An 18,838-nucleotide genomic window follows, 5' to 3' on the forward strand; every position below is an offset into this window, starting at 1 on the left:
AGCGGAAAGTAATCAATACTTTTTGTTCTCTATTTTTTTCTTCTTAAAAAAATTTTTGCCTTATTTGACGTATTCTTATAACAAGGGAGTGAAAGGGGACGATATATGGATTTCAAGGAATTATTGTCTTTTGAACATAAAAATATGTTGGAATTGTTGGATTTACTGCAACAAGAGCAGACATTTTCTGTTTTGATGGCTGCAGAAAAACTAAAGGTGAGCGACAAAACCATCCATTGTTACATTCAACGTTTTGAAAAAAAGCAGGAAACGTTTAAGATAGAAGGGCTTTGTAAGATTTATACAACGACCAAAGGAATTGTAAAATATCGTGAATTATGCGTTTGTGGCTTGGCTCGATTTAGACAAAAATTTTGTTATTTTATTCCCGAATTTTATATTTTACGTTGTCTAATTGAAGAGCGAATCAATTATGCGCAATTGACCCAGGTATTGGGATTACAGGAATCAACTCTTCGGAAGAAACTTTCTAATATTCGACGTTGGCTAGTTAATTTTGATATTATTGTACGTCAAAAACATTACGATTTAACTGGCAATGAATGGCAAATTCGACAGTTAATCCTTTGTTTTTATTTGTTTTTTCAAGAAAGCTGTCTGGAAGAAAACAGAGACATGACTCGGAAAATCATTACCTTTTTTGAGTTGGATTTAAATGTGGCACAACAGAATCATCTTAGTTGGCTAATTTATATTTGGGAGAGACGATATCGAGACGGGCATGGAATTTCAGTGCCAAATGCTAATTTATTTCAACAAACAAGTGCTTTTTTTTATTTATTTCGTGTGGAAGTGTTGAGCACTTCCTTTATATCTCTTAAAGAACAAAAAGCGTTATTTGTGATTCTTGAAGCACATTTTGGTGGTTGCTTTGGCAAGAGAGCGCGAAAGTATTTTATTCATGAGCAAATGAAAATAGAAAGTTTATGCTTAAAAACAGCTATTTTTATTATGAAAGAAATTAGGAGAAATTTTACACAACATCATTTTAATTATCAAGAAATTCATTTATGTCGATTTTTAAGTACGCATATGAATAGTTTATTAGACGGACAAACATGGTTGCCAGCTCATAAACAGGAACAAATACTCGCTGTACGTTATCAGCAAACTTGGCACAGATTACAGAAACTAATTAGGCTTTTAAAACGCCTGTATCCAGTCTTTACTTCAGTAAAAGAACGGGAATTTACGAGTTGCTATTTTTATCACATCCTAGATTTATTTGACCCGATTTTATATGAAAAAAAAATATATTATTTGCCTATTGACGGACTTTCCTCCAGAAAAGGAACAAGCGCTGGGGCAATCTATAAAAAACTATTTCAGTGAAAAAAAGAATATTACAATTATTCATGGAAAACCAACGTATCAACTTCACCAAGCACACCTCTTAATTGTCAATCATTTGTTTCAGATGAACGTAGCGCTTTCTTCTGAGACAGTTGTTTATTTGCCAGAGGAATTATCTCCTGCTTTTTTTGAAAAAGTCGAAGCGAATCTACCATAAGAAGTCCAATTTTGTCTAAATAGTGTTAAAATGAAGAAGTAAGAGGAATGGATGAGGAGGATATTAAAATGAAACAACTGCAATTTGGTACAAGTGACGAAACTGTTTCTTCGGTTGTCTTAGGATGTATGCGCTTAAATGGTGCTGAAAATCCTCAACAGGTAATTGAAACTGCTTATGATCACGGCATTACATTTTTTGATCACGCCGACATTTATGGTGGCGGCGACTGCGAAACCATTTTTGGTAAGGCCTTAAAAGAAAGTGCCATTCGTCGTGAAGATATTTTTATACAAACGAAATGTGGGATTCGCCAAGGCTTTTTTGACTTTTCGAAAGCACATATTTTAGAAGCGGTTGAAGGGAGTTTACAGCGTTTAGGTGTAGATTCAGTCGATGCATTATTGTTGCATCGTCCAGATACTTTAGTGGAACCAGAAGAAGTAGCTGAAGCTTTTCATTTATTAGAAAAACAAGGGAAAGTTCGCTATTTTGGTGTAAGTAACCAAACGCCAGGACAAATTGAACTTTTAAAAACAGCTGTTAAACAACCATTATTAGCCAATCAATTACAATTTGGCATCAAGCATACTGGCATGGTGGATCAAGGCTTACAAACAAATATGGAAATATCAGGAAGCATTGATTATGATCATGGTATTTTAGATTATTCACGGTTGAAACAAATGACTATTCAAGCATGGTCACCGTACCAATATGGTTATTTTGAAGGTGTCTTTATTGGAAATGAAAAATTCCCTGAGTTAAATCAAAAATTAAGCGAATTGGCTGAAAAATATCAAACAACGCCAACTGGCTTAGCCAGCAGCTGGATTCTGCGCCACCCTGCTAATATGCAAGTCATCGCAGGAAGTATGAATCTTGGTAGAATTGAAGAAATTGCTAAAGCAGCAGACATTGTGATTAGTCGCGAAGATTGGTACGATATTTATCGTGCAGCGGGAAATGTTTTGCCGTAAAAAGATTTTCATACTTGTGAAGATTCAGCGTGTATTGCTGATTGATTTTGGTATTTGATATAGTTGTCACTAAGGAACTATGTCAAATACCTTTTTCTTTCATTCTGCAATCGCCGTCTACTGCAAATTCTGTAGTTTTTTGTTAAAATAGAAAGGAAACTAGTTTGCTAAAGATGAGGGGAAAAAAATGACCAAAAAAAAATTATTACTCGTTGATGGAAACAGTGTAGCCTTTCGTGCATTTTTTGCGCTACATAACTCATTAGAACGATTCAAAAATAAGAACGGCTTGCATACAAATGCTATTTATGCATTTAACAATATGTTTGAAAATGTAATGCAAAAAGAAATGCCTACTCATGTTTTAGTCGCTTTTGATGCAGGGAAAACCACATTCAGAACAGAATTTTATTCAGAATATAAAGCCGGACGTTCAAAAACACCGGGCGAATTTAAAGAACAAATGCCGTATATTCGTGAACTTTTAGAAGGTTTAGGCGTAAAATATTATGAACTACCTAACTATGAAGCAGATGATATTATTGGTACATTAGCCAACAAAGTTGATAAAGATGAATATGATGTTGTCGTGTTATCAGGGGACCGAGATTTGACACAATTAGCGACGGACACTGTCAAAGTAGATATCACTGTTAAAGGAGTTAGCGATATTGAATCATATACGCCTGAGCATATTGCTGAAAAATATGATGGATTAACGCCTAAGCAAATTATTGATATGAAAGGGTTGGCTGGCGATACATCGGATAATATTCCAGGTGTAACGAAAATCGGTGAGAAAACCGCGATTAAGCTGTTAAAACAATATGGCTCAGTTGAAGGGGTTTATGAGAATATCGATGAAATGAAAAAAAGCAAAATGAAAGAAAACTTGATTAATGATAAAGAGCAAGCCTTTCTTTCTAAACGTTTAGCAACAATTGAAGTCAATGCACCAGTCGAAGTCAATGTGGAAGACTTGGCATATGAAGGGAAAAACTTAGAAAAATTGGTTCCTTTTTATAAAGAAATGGATTTTAAACAATTTTTAGCTAAGTTGGACATTACAGAAGAACCTGTTGAAATGGAAGATATTTTATTTGAAGTAGTCGAAGATCAGTTAACCAATGAAATGTTTACAGACGATATGGCTCTTTATGTTGAGATGATGGAAGATAACTATCATACGTCACCGATTGTCGGCCTTGCTTGGGGCAACGACAAGAAGATTTATACCACGAATAATTTAGCTGTTTTTGAAAGTCAGCCATTTATCGATTGGTTGATGGATGAGACACGTAAAAAAAATGTCTATGATGCAAAACGGACGTACGTTGCACTAAATCGCTATGTAGGAAAAATGACAGGGATTGCCTTTGATGTTTTATTGGCTGCTTATTTACTTGATACCAATGACAATAACGCGGATATTGAAGGCGTAGCACAACATTACGGATATGATGCGATTCAATCTGATGAAGCCATTTATGGGAAAGGGGCCAAAAAAGGCTTGCCAGAGGACGAAGAAGTTTTCTTTGGTCATTTAGCACGTAAGATTAAAGCAATTCAATTTTTAACAAGCAAATTAGATAGCGAATTAACAGAAAAGAATCAAGCTGATTTATTCTATAAAATGGAATTACCACTTTCTCGTATTTTAGGCGATATGGAAATAACTGGGATCCGTGTTGATGCCACGCGCTTAAAAGAAATGCAAGTAGAATTTTCAGAACGCTTGAAAGAAATCGAAGAAAAAATCTATGCAGAAGCTGGCGAAGAATTTAATTTGAATTCACCTAAACAATTAGGCGTTATTTTATTTGAAAAAATGGGCTTACCTGTGATCAAAAAGACGAAAACTGGTTATTCAACAGCGGTGGATGTTTTAGAACAACTAAAAGAACAAGCACCAATTGTGGCAGATATTTTAACTTATCGTCAAATTGCCAAAATTCAATCGACCTATGTTGAAGGACTCTTAAAAGTAATTCAGCCAGATAATAAAATTCATACTCGGTATGTACAAACACTGACACAAACAGGACGATTAAGCTCAGTAGATCCCAATTTACAAAACATTCCTATCCGTTTAGAAGAAGGCCGAAAAATTAGAGAAGCCTTCGTACCAAGAGAGGATAATTGGTTGATTTTCTCTTCTGATTACTCTCAAATTGAGTTACGTGTGCTCGCGCATATTTCTAATGATGAGCATTTAAAAGAAGCGTTTGTGGAAGGACAAGATATCCATGCCAGCACTGCAATGCGAGTTTTCGGTGTTGAAAAAGCAGAAGATGTCACACCTAACATGCGTCGTCAAGCTAAAGCAGTGAATTTTGGAATTGTCTATGGTATCAGTGATTATGGCTTGTCCCAAAACTTAGGCATTACTAGGAAGCAAGCACAACAATATATTGACACCTATTTTGAAAAATATCCAGGCGTGAAGCAGTATATGGAAGAGATAGTCCGCGATGCCAAAGACAAAGGCTATGTGGAAACATTGTATCATCGCCGTCGTTATTTAAGTGATATTAATTCAAGAAACTTTAATCTACGTTCGTTCGCTGAACGTACAGCGATTAATACACCGATTCAGGGAAGTGCCGCAGATATTTTAAAAATTGCGATGATTGAAATGGCGCGTCGTTTAAAAGAAGAAAAATTACAAGCGACAATGTTATTACAAGTGCACGATGAATTAGTTTTTGAAGTACCAGAATCAGAATTAGAACAATTAAATCAACTCGTCAAAGAAGTGATGGAGCACGCAGTTTCCTTACATGTGCCACTTATCACCGATAGCAGTTGGGGAAAAACATGGTATGAAGCAAAATAATAGCTTACCCATTAAGAACGATGAATAAAATAAGGATAAGTAGGATCTGGACGTTGATATCTAAGCGTTCAGACCTCTTTATATAAAGGAGCAAAAATAATGCCAGAATTACCAGAAGTAGAAACAGTGCGAAAAGGACTTGAAAAACTTGTTGTAGGAAAAACCATTCAAGAAGTCATTGTTTTTTGGCCAAGAATTATTGAATCACCAGAAGTTGATGTATTTCAAGGTCAATTAGCTGGTCAAACGATTGAAGGGATTGAGCGAAGAGGAAAATTTCTGATTTTTAAATTGTCTGATAATGATATGATTTCTCACTTACGAATGGAAGGTAAATATGAGTTTCATCAGGCTGATGATGAAATTGCCAAACATACCCATGTAATGTTTACTTTTACAGATGGCACACAATTACGTTATTTAGATGTACGGAAATTTGGCCGTATGACATTGGTTCCTAAGAATCAAGGTCATCAATATAAAGGGATTTTAGCTTTGGGCCCAGAGCCAACACCAGACGTTTTTCAATTAGCTGCTTTTCAACAAGGATTGAAAAAGCATCATAAGGCAATTAAGCCATTACTGTTAGATCAAAAGCTAGTGACGGGCTTGGGGAATATTTACGTAGATGAAGCACTTTGGCAAGCGCAAATCCATCCAGAGCAACCAGCAGATTTCTTAAAGCCTGCGGAAGTTGCTACGTTGTATCAAGCAATCATTGATGTCTTGGCACGCGCTGTTGAAGCAGGTGGAACCACTATCCGCACCTATCTAAACGCGTTAGGAGAAGCAGGGACTTTTCAAGTAGCGTTGAATGTCTATGGGCAAACAGGCTTACCTTGCAATCGTTGTGGTACGCCAATTGTTAAAACAAAAGTGGCACAACGTGGTACGCATTATTGTCCACAATGCCAACAATTGAAAGGTCGTCGATTGAAATGACAAAAGTTTTAGGCATTACAGGAGGGATTGCGACAGGTAAAAGTACGGTTGTGGCTCTTTTTAAAAAAGCAGGCTATCCAATTGTTGACGGCGACATTATCGCCCGCGAAATTGTTGCAAAAGGGCAACCAGCCTTAGCCGCAATCGTTGAAACTTTCGGACCAGAAATAGTATTAACAACTGGTGAATTGGATCGGAAAAAATTAGGACAATTAATTTTCGCTAATCCTCAAAAAAGAGAGCTATTAAATGAAACGTTGAAACCTTTTTTAAGAAAAGAAATTTTACGTCAAATTGAAGAAGCTAAAAAGAAAGCCGCCCTGGTTATTGTTGATATTCCTCTCCTTTATGAAGCTCATTATGAGGCGATTATGGATCAAGTTGCTGTGGTATATGTACCAGAAAAGATTCAAAAAGAGCGTCTGATGGCCCGAAACCAATTAACAGAAGAAGAAGCACAACAACGAATTGCTAGCCAATGGCCGATTGAAATGAAAAAAGAACGAGCAGATATCGTGTTTGATAATCAAGGAACTAGAGAAGAAACGGAACAACAAGTGAAGAAGTGGCTAGAGGAACAAACTGAAGAGAAGTGAATATTTTTTTAATGGCGTAAAATATTTTGAAAATTTCAGAAAAAACAGTGAAAGTCTTTGTTTTTATTAAAAAATGGCAAAGATTCAACGAAGAACCAGTTCTAAAGACCTAGTAATAGCGCAATTTCATGTTATAATATAGGCAACAAAAATTATACAGAATAGAAGAGGTGAACGTTATGCGTTGTCCAAGATGTCATCATAATAATTCCCGTGTTATTGATAGCCGTCAAGCAGATGATGGACGTGCAATTCGCCGTCGTCGTGAATGTGAAAATTGCAGTTATCGGTTCACTACATTTGAAAGAATTGAAGCGGCGCCATTACTTGTGATCAAGAAAAATGGGGATCGTGAAGAATTTAATCGTGATAAAATTTTGCGGGGGCTTATTCGCTCTGCGGAAAAAAGACCCGTTGCTATGGAACAAATGGTTCAAATTGTCGATAATGTTGAAAATCGAGTGCGTAGTTTAGGGGAAAATGAAGTCTCTACAACGCTTATCGGTGAATATGTGATGGAAGATTTAGTCAATCTAGATGAAATTGCCTACATCCGCTTTGCAAGTGTTTATCGACAATTTAAAGATATGAGCGTGTTTTTGAAAGAGTTACAGGACATTGTCGACAAAGCAAAATCTACTTCTCCTGACTCAGAAAATTAAAAAGGAGGTCTTTCTTTGAAAGGAAATCGGCAAAGAATCCAACCAAAAAATATTTTTCAAGCGGTTATTGATTCACCGCTTTCTGATCAAGAGAAAGAGGTTTTAACCTTTTTATATCAACCAATTGTCGGCGCCAATGCGTTTAGTTTATATTGGCTTTTGTTATCTGAAACAACAGACTCAGAGGAGAATGGCTCGCTGTTTCATGCAGATTTAATTAGTTTGCTGGACTTGAGTTGCCAACAATTAGAAGAAGCTTGCTACAAATTAGAAGGCATTGGGTTGCTAGAAACGTATAAAAAAACAGATCGGGAATTAGGAGATTGTTATTTATATTATTTAAAAGCACCTGAAACAGCCGCTCGTTTTTTTAAAGATGAAGTGTTAGCTTTAGTGTTATTTAATCGGGTTGGACAACGGAAATTTGATCAATTAGTGCAAAAGTTCCAACCGCATCCTACTAAAACAGAGGGCTATCAAAATGTTTCCGCTAGCTTTCAAGAGGTTTATGCCTTTAAAGAAGAACAAATTGTTTCCGAAGCGAACCGATTGACAACGATTCAAGAAACTTTTTCTCAACAAGAAAAATCGAAGAAAATTTCTGTATCAACGGATTCTTTTGATTGGCACTATTTTGTGGAAGGTTTGCACCGTTTAGGTTTACAACTGCCTGAAGATGAGGCTAGTTTTCAAGAAGAAGTCTATGTTTTTCATCAATTATATGGCATCAATGAGTTAGATATGGTAGACTTTGCTTCGAAATCATTTGACTATTATACAAGTCGAATTTTGCCTAAGGAATTAGTGCGAACGATTCATCAAGCGTTTGATCCTGATAAAAAACCACAACCAACAAACGTAGTGACAAACAAGCAAGCACAATTGACGGTGGAAGAGCAACAAACGTATCGATATAACGCATTAAAAATGAATGGTTTTTCTGAACTGGATATTCAAATGATTATGGATAGTGAAAAGAATCCGCCTATTCAATATTTAGAAGCTTTAAAAAATAGTCGAGGCGGCTATACGACACCACAAGAACGTTCATTAGTGAAATATTTGGTTGCCAAATCAGGCTTACCGACTAGTGTGATTAATATTTTGATTAACTATGTTTACAACATTCAACAACAACCGACTTTAAAAGCGGAGTATGTGAATCGAATTGCGAATGAATGGGGACAAAGTGGCATTCATTCACCAGAAAAAGCAATTGAACATGTCAGAGAATTGGCAAAACAAAGCCAAACCAAACAAAAACAGCGACAACAAAATTATTCAGGGAAACGCCAAACTGTTCGACAAGAGCGATTGCCAGAATGGGCCGATCAGCCAAACGATGAAACAAAACTTTCCCCAGAAGAACAAGCCGAGTTAGATCGCCAAATTCAAGAATTTTTAAACCAAGGAGGTGACCAATGATGGAAGACGTAGGAAAAGAAATGTCAAAAATTATCCAGAAGCGTGACATCAATGAACGATATGAAGAGCTGGTTAACGAAGTATTGAAAGATCAAGATGTTCAAGCCTTTATACAAGCAAACCGAGAGCGTTTAACCGATGAAGATATTCGTAAAAGTTATGCTAAGCTGTATGAATTTGTTCAAGAAAAAAAGAAATTTCAATTAAACGATCCGGCAATGATTGCCCCCGGCTATGAGCCAAGATTAATGTTGAATTTTCATTACATTGATGTAACATATGTCCCAACGGCTGATTTAATCGCCCGTCAGAAGGAAGAAGAAATTCGCAATCGAGTAAGGGCAATGGACATGCCAAAAGATGTCCGAGAAGCAAATTTACGAGATTTCGATCCATCTTCTCAAGGTCGAGCCAAAGCGTTAGCAGAAGCAATGCAATTTTTAAGAGAATATCCTGCGACACCAAAAGAGTTTCATAAAGGGCTCTATTTACAAGGCCCCTTCGGTGTAGGAAAATCTTTCTTATTAGGTGCGATGGCTAATGCTTTAGCAGAACGTGGATTTACTACGACAATTGTTCATTTTCCAACATTTACAGTAGAAATGAAACAAGCCATTGGTCGCGATCAAGTTGGTGAAAAGCTCGATGCAGTAAAAAAATCCCCTATATTAATGATTGATGACATTGGTGCGGAATCCATGACTAGTTGGATTCGTGACGACGTTTTAAGCGTAATCTTGCAATACCGAATGCAAGAACAATTAGTTACTTTTTTCTCTTCCAATCTAGATTTAAAAGCTTTAGAAGAGCATTTAACCGTGACGCAACGAGGAGAACAAGAGCCGCTAAAAGCCAGACGAATTATGGAACGTGTGCGTTATCTGTCAAAAGAGATTACGATGACAGGAAATGATCGACGAAACGGTTAAAGCAATCCTTTTATTTTTATGGATTGCTTTTTTTCTTGCGCTTGAAGAGGTAGCGTAAGTTTCGCAAAAACAAGTACTTTTGTGTACACTGACAATAAAGAAGTGAGGAAAAGAGGCGTAACAATGAAGAGAAAACTTTGGATTTTTATTGGGGTATTCGTGGTGCTTCTGGGAGGATATTTTCTTTTGTTTAGAGAAAAATCCTATAAAGTAGAGGTGGAAAAAGTGAATCCAAAAATTCAACGCTTAATGTCGACAGACAAACAACATTTTTTAACAAAACATGAATTTCACACAAAAGAAACAGCTGAGCGCAAAGATTTGTTGAAGTTTTTTATTGAAACCCGGCTCAAAACAGACGGCGGTTTTTTAACCAATTATTTACCAGATGCTGAACGCAAAGATGTCGCTACAGGACATGAGTTGCTAAGTGAGTCTTCTGGTCTATATTTGCGGGATTTAGCTTTTGATACGCAGGGACGTTTTGATAACTTTTATAAGCAGACGAAAGACACTTTTTATGACGGCGTCCAATTTAGTTACCGAATTGACGAGCAAGGCAATAAGTACAATGTCAATGCCTCGATTGATGATTTACGGATCATTCGTTCGTTGATTGAAGCAGGTGGGCATTTTAACACAGATCAGTATGATCAAGAAATTAAAAAATTAGGTAAGAGTTTTATGAAAACCTCTATGAAAGATAATATTCTAATTGATTTTTACGATAGTAAATCAAAACAACAGTCTTCAGAAACTTCTTTGTTTTATATTGACTTAATTACGCTGGGTTATCTATACAAAGAATTTGGGATTTCAGCAGACTACTTGCAGTATCATTACCAATTAATAGACGATGGCTATATTTCTGATGATTTACCTCTTTATCAAACGAAGTTTAATCATCAAACAAATAAATACGAAAACAACGGAACACTTAATATTATTGAATCTTTATTAACGATTGTCCATTTAAGTGAAGTGGGTATGGCGAAGCAGACTAGTATTGATTTTGTGCGAAAACAAGTTCAGCAAGGAACGCTTTTTAACTCGTATGATTTAAATGGATCGCCTGTGGATAAAAATCAATCTGCAGCCAGTTATGCGATAGCGGCTTTAATTGGTGTTGCCGAAAATGACAAAGAGTTGTATCGTGCGGCAATTACAGTACTTAATAATTTTCAAATTATGGATTCAAGCAGCCCGATTTATGGAGGGTTTGGTGATAAAGTTACGAAACAAGTCTATTCCTATAATAACTTAATGGCTCTTTTGGCCTATGATTTCTAGATGAGGTGAAAGCATGGAAAAGATCAAAAAACACATGAACTCAGCTTTTGAATGGTTGAGTCGTTATATTTCTCCAAGTCTTTTGGCCGTTTTAGGGATTGGGTTAGTGACAAGCATTTTGTTATTTGTTTATCCGATTAATGGCTTGGGAGATAATGGCGAGTATTTTCGTGTGTTAAATTCAAATAGTCTTTATCGTGTCAATGGTGATAGCTACGACAATGTGGCCTATTTTGTTAAGGACTTTTCAATTATGCGTTATTTTAATGAAACAACGACGCACTTTGTTTCCACTCAACAATTTTTCATTACCGTTGCCATTTGGCTTAATAAACTTTTTTATAGTCAAACACTTTTCGATATTCGTTTCTTAGGTTTCGTTTATCTTAGTTGTTTTTTAGTGTCAATTTATATTCTGGTACGAGGCTTAACCGAAGACGTATCTTTGAAAAAAAGTTATCTTATCTCCTTGTTGGTTATTTTCATCTTAGGGGATACCTCCTATACGATTTATTTTAATTCCTTTTATACAGAAGCGACGAGTTTTTTACTTTCTGTGAGTGTCTTAGCATTTTCAGTCTATTTTTATCGGGTGACGAAACCACGAACTTGGCTCAGAAGAATAGTTTTAGTTATCTTGGCACAAGCAGTAGTACTTTTAATAGGAACAACACGCCAAGAATATTTGTTGATTATTGGCGTAATTATTGCTGGATTAGGATTTTTTGTCTACTTGTCACAACGTTACCAACGATTGTCAATGACGGCCTTTTTAATTGCGTTGATTGGTTTTACAACGTTAGCGGCTTTTATCGTTCCTAACGATATCTATGAACGTGATGTCTACCACAGCATGACGCGCGGTGTAATGAAGGATAGTAAGGTTCCAGATAAACGGATGTCAGAGGGCGGAATTAACCCGCAATATGGGTTGCAAAAGGGACGTTCCTACTTTGAAGAATACAGTCCCGTGTCACCAACTTCTGAACAAATGAAAAAAGATTTTTTTGATAAAACGAGTTTTGGCTGGGTGTTATTGAATTATTTAAATTATCCATCTGAATTATGGCAAGGACTGAATTCAGCGGTCCCAAATGTTTACTTAGTAAAGCCTAATAATGTGGGGAATTTTGAGAAAACGACGGGGCGTGCACCGCTGGAACAATCTAAATTTTTTATGGTGTATAACCGTATTAAAGCCAGTTTTTTTCCTAAAAACTTTGCTTTCTATCTATTATTAGGCGTGATCCTGTTTGGTTTATATGGCGTTGGTTTATACAGAGGACTCAAGAGAAACGAACCGAGATTAGTTTTTCGCTTCTTTTTAATGACAGGGATTTATCTAAATTTATTAGTTGTTTTCATTTCAACAATTATTATTGATGGGGATAGTGACTTAGTACGTCATTTGTTTTTAGTCTCAGTATTTTTAGATTTTCTCTTGTTACAAATTGTTTCTGATGTTATTGGTAAACGAATGTGGCAAGATACAACACCACAAGTCATTGGGGAGGTAGAGAAAATTGAAAAATAAACAATATCTTATTGGCTGGGTGTGTGTCTTACTCTTTTTCGTTTTTTGCGGCTTTGCTAAACCGGCGCTGGCTGCACCAAGTAAACATGTCTTACTTGTCTATGACAGCTTGAATATTGCTGGAAAAAAAGAAAATGATGTGGATGCTTTACAACGAGTGTTGACGAGTTTTGGAGTAGAAGTTCAGAGTGTGGCGGTGTCAGATTATGTGCCTGGCGAATTGCTAAATGATGGCTATGACAGTTTGATTTCTATGGTGAATTGGCCTGAACAAGCCGGCGTTATTGCCTCTGATTTTCTAGCAGATCGAGTTCATTTTAAAGGTAAACAATTACACATTGGTCGAAACATGCGTGACGATGAAAAACAATATTTTAGCGGTACGTGGAAAGAATTAAGTCATCGTCAATATCGGTTAGAAGATGAAAAAAAACGCTTTTCTCAAGTATTGCCTTTTCAAGATCAATCAGTTGTGCTGGAAAATACGCAAGGTCAGACAGTTGGTCGATTAAAAACACAAGAATTAGCACCAGAAGAATATCCATTTGGTGTAATTGAGAATGGGCATGCTTTTCTACCAATGTTTGAACGCAAAGGCGCTGTTTTTTTAGAAAGCTTGGACGTGATTAGTCAATGGCTGGAAAGTGAAAAAATGTCACGGCCGTTTTTGACGATTTCTGATTTTAACCCGTTAAGAGATATGTCTGTGGCAACCTATTTGCAAGAAGAATTAGTTAAAACCACGTATCCTTATATTTTATCCAGTACGAGCGTTTCACAAAACAATACGATTTTACCTTATAAACTATTTACGAATGCGTTACGTGCATTTGCTTCGACGGGGGTTATTTTCTTAGAAACACCGGTCGTTAATAATGTTGATTTAAATGACCAACGTGCCTTGAAACAATTGATGGCGCAGCAGATTAGTTTATTGGTCGACAGACATGTCTATCCAGTAGGCATTTCTGCTCCAGGATATTGGAATCAAGACCTTCAATACCAAGAGGATGGTCTAGCAATTAGTGATACAGTGATTCTAAGAGAAAATCCGCCGATTGAACGTGTTTTTTATCGGAACCAAACGGGAGAATCAATCACTTATAAGAATGCTTTGTTTGATTTACCGTATGATTATTTATCGGGGATTGAATGGACGGATAAAGATAATCCGAATGACTATCGATTTCCAATGCCGACCACCATTAGTTTTTCATTTCCAAATTCTAAAAAAGAAGTGGATCATCTAATTCAAGAAGTCAAAGAAGCACCAATAGTGTTTAGTGTTTCAGAAGCGGATCAACATTTCACTGTTCAAACACAAACGCAGAAAATCGAATTTCGGAATAATCGGTTCTTCTTAAACAATCAAATTGTCAATGGTTTGGCTGATACAGGGGCCTCAACAGTTGAAAAACAACGATTTACAGGGTTATTTTCATTCTTTTTTAGCATCACAAATAATATTTTAGTTGGCGTTGTTACACTGACGTTAATCATCCTGATTATTTTGTTTATGATTGGACGAAAGAATTATCGGTCGAAATATATTAATAAGGAGGAAGACAAATGACCATTGCTGACATTGTAATGTTAACAGCAACTATCATTATTTGGAGTCTACTAATTGTAAATATTCTCTTAGTTATTTTTGGCTATGTTTATTATTTAAAAACAGATCCTGTCGCACCGCCACCTGTAGAGGACGAAGACGCGCCGTTTGTTTCAATTATGGTGCCGGCCCATAATGAAGGAATTGTCATTGTGCGGACAGTTGAAGCGTTATTAAATTTTAATTATCCGCAAGATCGCTATGAAATTATTGTGATTAATGACAACTCAAGTGATAATAGTGCCGAGCTTTTAGCGAATGTCCAAAAAAAGGCGGTTAATCGAAATTTGCAGATTATTAATACAGACAATATAACAGGTGGGAAAGGTAAGTCTAATGCCTTAAACATTGGTTTCAAGCAAGCCAAGGGGGACGTGATTGCCATTTATGATGCGGACAATACACCTGAACCGAATGCACTCCGTTATTTAGTTGGAGAGTTAATTGCTAGTGGGGAATACGGCGCGGTTATTGGTAAATTTAGAACGAGAAATCGCAATGCAAGCCTGTTGACACGCTTTATTAATATCGAAACACTTGCCTTTCAATGGATGGCACAAGCCGGTCGTTTTCAATTATTTAAGTTATGCACGATTCCTGGCACAAATTTCATTGTTCGTCGCAGTATTATTGAAGCCATTGGCGGCTGGGATGACAAAGCGTTAGCCGAAGATACAGAAATCAGTTTTCGCATCTATATGATGGGCTATAAAATTAAGTTTCAACCAAAAGCAGTGACGTGGGAGCAAGAGCCGCAAACTTTGTCTGTTTGGTTCCGACAACGGACGCGATGGGTCAAAGGCAATATTTATGTGATTGTTAAAAATGCTAAATTATTGTTTAATCCTAAAGCGAGTCGGATCCGTTTTGATATTTTATATTTCTTGTCCATTTATTTTCTCTTAATGACATCGCTCGTTTTGTCAGACATCATGTTAGTTTTATCAATGTCTGGTTACTTAACAACGACCCTGCAAGGATTTAGCAATTCCTTATGGTTGTTAGCGATTTTGTTATTTATTTTCAGTACTTTTGTCAGTATTACAACCGAAAAAGGCGAAATGACTTTAGAGAATATCTTAATTATTGCCTTGATGTATATTACATACAGTCAGATGTGGCTAGTAGTCGCCGCTTATGGCATGGTGATGTATATTAAAGAAAATGTTTTTCATAAACAAACACAAACAAAATGGTACAAAACTGAACGATTTAAATAAGGAGGAAACGTGCAATGAAACAAAAAACAGTCACTTTAATAGGGTTGTTCTTTCTGGCAATTCTGATTGGTGTCGCAAGTCCGACCGTATACGCCGAAAACAAAGAACAAGACAACCATACCTTTACACAACCTTTTCAAAATAAAACAATCTCTTTAACAGGTACTTCTGTCCGTAGCACCATGTATTTTACAAAAATTGATTATTGGGACGTTAAAAAAGCATCATTCAATATGACCTACCAAATCACACAATTAAAAAATAATCAGACCTCAGATTTAACTGTGGCAGTGAATGGTGTGAAGTTTTATTCTTGGCGTCCTGAAAATACAACTGATATTCAACAAAAGACGATTGAAATCCCTTTGGAACTGATTAAAGAGACAAATACATTGACTGTTGAGGGCCAAATTATTAATCAGGCAGGAAACGATATGTATAATTTAATTGAAACTCCGGCAAATTGGTTAACGATGTATGAAGGATCTAACGTAAACTTCCAATACGATTTACAATTACCAGAGAATACAATTCATTCTTTTTATAATCATTTTGTGGGAGCAGACACGATTGCGAATAAACACAGTGTTATTTTGACACCAGAAAATGCATCGGAAAAAGAATTAGCTGCAGCGACCCATGCGTTAGCTGGTGCTGCTCGTTTGATTACTACCTCAGAAGAATTGTTGCCAATGGCTTCTTTGGACAAAGAACAGTCAGCACCCTATCAGTTGATTATTGCCAGCTATGATAAATTACCAGATCAGTATAAAAGTCAAATTGATAGCAAACGTGTGGAGGACCAGGCTGTCTTAAAATTTTTCAATCAACCAGACAAGCATGTTTTAGTAGCTACTTCTAAAGATGAGGACTTACTTGTTCGTGCGGGACGTTATTTAGCCAATTATGAATTAATGACCCAAACAGATAAAGAAGAGACAACAGTTGATGAGAATACCGATACGTTTAGTTCAACTTTAGAATTTGATGGAAATTATCCATTAACCTCAACGGGGGACAAACTAGAAGGGGCCTATCACCAAGAACAAACGTACTTTGTCAATTTACCAGTGGATCGAAACAATGCCAATGGAAGTCGCGTGCATTTACATTTTAAATACGCTGAAAACTTAGATTTTGATTCTTCTTTAGTGACGGTTTACGCCAATGATAAACCAATTGGCAGCAAGAAATTAAGCGCTGCTCGTGCGAACGGTGATGAATTAAATCTCGAATTTCCAAAGAACTTAGAAATTGCTGATAGTTTTGTTTTAAAAGTTGCTTTTGATTTGAATGTTAAATCACCAGAAGTTTTGCGAAATGGTCAGACTCCATGGGCCTTTATTGAAAATAATTCGAATGCGTTTATTCAAACAGAAGAACTTAATGACATATTATTTAATAACTATCCGAACATTTTTATCAGAAGCCGTTCTTTTGCTGATTTAGCGATTTTATTACCAGAAAAAATGGACGACAACTATTTTAAAGTGTTGACTAATTTATTTAACTTAATTGGTAATTATGCCGAAAGTAATGTCGGTGAGATTACGTATTATAAAAAAGCGCCTAAAAATGCGGCATTAGAAAATCATAACTTGATTATTTTTGGTACGCCTAAGGATAATCCGATGATTCGTAAGTTAAACGATCAGTTATATTTCCATTATGATAAGGACTTCACACGTTTTGTTTCAAACGAGAAACTGAGCATTGAAAAAGATTATGGTAAACAAATTGGTACGGCGCAGTTAATGTTTTCTCCATATAATGCGAAAGCCGCGGCGTTAATCTTAACGGGAGCTAAATCACAAGGTGTCTTTTTAGCCTCTACACAAGTGAATACAGAGAAGAATACTTCTATGTACAAAGGAGATGCCATTGTGGTCGATCCGAACTATCGTCGCTATGATTATCGTTTCAAAAAACGTGTAAGCAACGTTAGCAACGAATCATTAGGTAAACGAATTGTCAATAATCATAAATTAATGATTTATCTATTTGTCTTCTTAATTGGTATGACCATTATTGGATTAAGTGCGTTCTTCATCGTGAAGAAGAATTTGAAAGGTGGGGAATAGAGTGAATCAAAAACGAGTGACCTTACTTTTGGATTTAACTTTGTTGGTAGGAATTGTTTTGGTTGTCGGCACAACCATCTTTATGGCCTTAGGAACGAATGATTTCTTTGTGGACTTAAGTTGTCTATTAATTTCAGTTATCTTAATTATTGTTACCTATTTTGTAGGAATTACAGCGGGGTTAACATTTTCGCTTATATTTATTTTTCTACAATTGACTTATGTTGTATATCAGTATGTCTATCATGATTTGTTTAGCTATGGCTCATTATTTTGGCTAATCATGCCGCCGCTCTACTGTTTAACAATCTATGCAGTGACTTATCAAATTCGTACGATTGAAGAAGAAAATATTCGCTTACGTAAAGAAACTTCACGGTTAAATGCGTTAGATGCAGTAACTAATTTAAGAACAGCAAAAATGTACGAGGAAGGATTCGATTTATTTTCTGACATTTCTACACGTTATGAAGCGCCGTTATATTTAGTCGTGATCCGAGTGGCCTATTGGGAAAGTATTCGTAACTTATTAAGTCCTGAACAAAAGAATGAATTGCTACAAATCGTGACAGCGGCGATTAAAGAGACAACGGACGATCGCTTCTTACCATACTTTATCGACGGCACACCGCCGACTTGGGCGTTATTAATTTTCCGCGATGGGGATGACGGATACACTACTAGAAAAGAATTCAAACAACAAGCTCAAGAGAAATTTGCCCATTCTGAAACCTTAAGGAATATTACTTTGACATTACAAGTTTCCTATACCAAATATGATCCTGCCGAATTTAACAACGCTTCAGAATTTTTAGGGGATGGAATTAATTCTCTTCAATATGATGTTTAAAAAGGAGGCAAACAAATGACTGAAAAAATTGCTGTTTTTACAGGGAAATTAGCAGAGGCTGGTGTGTTAAATGAGACGCAGCCATTGTCAATGCGATTACATTTAGAAAATATCCAAGCAGAAAGTGATCCAGAATCCATTGTGCCCTTATTTTCTCATGGGGTAATTTTAAACATACTTGTTGAACAGTTAGAGGAAAGTATCCCACTGTCTCACTTGAAAAAAGGGACCAAAGTCCGTTTCACAGTCGTGGGCTTGCCACCGATGACTATGTCGATTCCACCGCATGTTGGTGGGCAATCGATTGAATTGATAGAAGAAATCTAAAAAGCTTCTGCATTAGCTATGAT

The 18,838-nt window shown here is 36.3% G+C and carries 14 protein-coding genes and 1 pseudogene; all 15 read left to right on the top strand.

Translation table 11 applies throughout. The annotated features are described in order from the left end of the window. Positions 1-105: 105 nt before the first annotated feature. The 15 genes and pseudogenes from AB3I72_RS12550 to AB3I72_RS12620 all read left to right on the top strand — a co-directional run bounded on the left by AB3I72_RS12550 (position 106) and on the right by AB3I72_RS12620 (position 18,815). Positions 106-1,531, top strand: a pseudogene (locus tag AB3I72_RS12550) (helix-turn-helix domain-containing protein). A 68-nt stretch (positions 1,532-1,599) separates the two neighbouring features. Continuing rightward, positions 1,600-2,511: an aldo/keto reductase family oxidoreductase gene (locus AB3I72_RS12555; protein ID WP_010715059.1), complete on the top strand. Its 912-nt coding sequence runs from the start codon at positions 1,600-1,602 to the stop codon at positions 2,509-2,511. A 187-nt stretch (positions 2,512-2,698) separates the two neighbouring features. Continuing rightward, positions 2,699-5,347 (top strand): DNA polymerase I, encoded by a 2,649-nt coding sequence (gene polA, locus AB3I72_RS12560; protein ID WP_002415913.1) that lies wholly within the window; start codon positions 2,699-2,701, stop codon positions 5,345-5,347. 99 nt (positions 5,348-5,446) lie between these two features. After that, a complete protein-coding gene (gene mutM, locus AB3I72_RS12565) occupies positions 5,447-6,289 on the top strand; it encodes a DNA-formamidopyrimidine glycosylase (protein ID WP_002419374.1) in 843 nt (280 codons plus the stop codon). After that, a complete protein-coding gene (coaE, locus tag AB3I72_RS12570) occupies positions 6,286-6,885 on the top strand; it encodes a dephospho-CoA kinase (RefSeq protein WP_002390402.1) in 600 nt (199 codons plus the stop codon). The genes mutM and coaE overlap by 4 nt, the downstream gene beginning before the upstream one ends. A 179-nt stretch (positions 6,886-7,064) precedes the next feature. After that, the gene (gene nrdR / locus AB3I72_RS12575; RefSeq protein ID WP_010827221.1) at positions 7,065-7,547 is read left to right on the top strand and encodes a transcriptional regulator NrdR; all 483 of its coding nucleotides are present in this window, start codon (positions 7,065-7,067) and stop codon (positions 7,545-7,547) included. A 15-nt stretch (positions 7,548-7,562) separates the two neighbouring features. Further along, a complete protein-coding gene (locus AB3I72_RS12580) occupies positions 7,563-8,972 on the top strand; it encodes a replication initiation and membrane attachment family protein (protein ID WP_002385033.1) in 1,410 nt (469 codons plus the stop codon). Beyond that, on the top strand, positions 8,972-9,901 hold the full coding sequence (gene dnaI / locus AB3I72_RS12585; protein WP_002355760.1) for a primosomal protein DnaI: 930 nt from the start codon (positions 8,972-8,974) through the stop codon (positions 9,899-9,901). Before AB3I72_RS12580 ends, dnaI begins: the two co-directional genes overlap by 1 nt. A gap of 81 nt (positions 9,902-9,982) precedes the next feature. Next, positions 9,983-11,191, top strand: coding sequence for a hypothetical protein (locus AB3I72_RS12590; protein WP_002415916.1), 1,209 nt, complete (start codon positions 9,983-9,985; stop codon positions 11,189-11,191). A gap of 13 nt (positions 11,192-11,204) precedes the next feature. Next, on the top strand, positions 11,205-12,725 hold the full coding sequence (locus tag AB3I72_RS12595; protein ID WP_368023970.1) for a hypothetical protein: 1,521 nt from the start codon (positions 11,205-11,207) through the stop codon (positions 12,723-12,725). Next, positions 12,715-14,298 carry a hypothetical protein gene (locus AB3I72_RS12600; RefSeq protein WP_368023971.1) on the top strand — a complete coding sequence of 528 codons (1,584 nt, stop codon included), beginning with the start codon at positions 12,715-12,717 and terminating at the stop codon, positions 14,296-14,298. The genes AB3I72_RS12595 and AB3I72_RS12600 overlap by 11 nt, the downstream gene beginning before the upstream one ends. Further along, a complete protein-coding gene (locus tag AB3I72_RS12605; protein ID WP_368023972.1) occupies positions 14,295-15,557 on the top strand; it encodes a glycosyltransferase family 2 protein in 1,263 nt (420 codons plus the stop codon). The genes AB3I72_RS12600 and AB3I72_RS12605 overlap by 4 nt, the downstream gene beginning before the upstream one ends. Before the next feature lie 14 nt (positions 15,558-15,571). Continuing rightward, positions 15,572-17,638 carry a cellulose biosynthesis cyclic di-GMP-binding regulatory protein BcsB gene (locus AB3I72_RS12610; protein WP_368023973.1) on the top strand — a complete coding sequence of 689 codons (2,067 nt, stop codon included), beginning with the start codon at positions 15,572-15,574 and terminating at the stop codon, positions 17,636-17,638. Beyond that, complete coding sequence (locus tag AB3I72_RS12615) at positions 17,628-18,488, top strand: hypothetical protein (protein ID WP_002385041.1); 861 nt, start codon at positions 17,628-17,630, stop codon at positions 18,486-18,488. Before AB3I72_RS12610 ends, AB3I72_RS12615 begins: the two co-directional genes overlap by 11 nt. A gap of 15 nt (positions 18,489-18,503) precedes the next feature. Then, positions 18,504-18,815, top strand: coding sequence for a hypothetical protein (locus AB3I72_RS12620; protein ID WP_061100765.1), 312 nt, complete (start codon positions 18,504-18,506; stop codon positions 18,813-18,815). Positions 18,816-18,838 lie beyond the last annotated feature (23 nt).

This window comes from Enterococcus sp. GC34 (genome assembly GCF_040886645.1).
Lineage (GTDB): Bacteria > Bacillota > Bacilli > Lactobacillales > Enterococcaceae > Enterococcus > Enterococcus faecalis.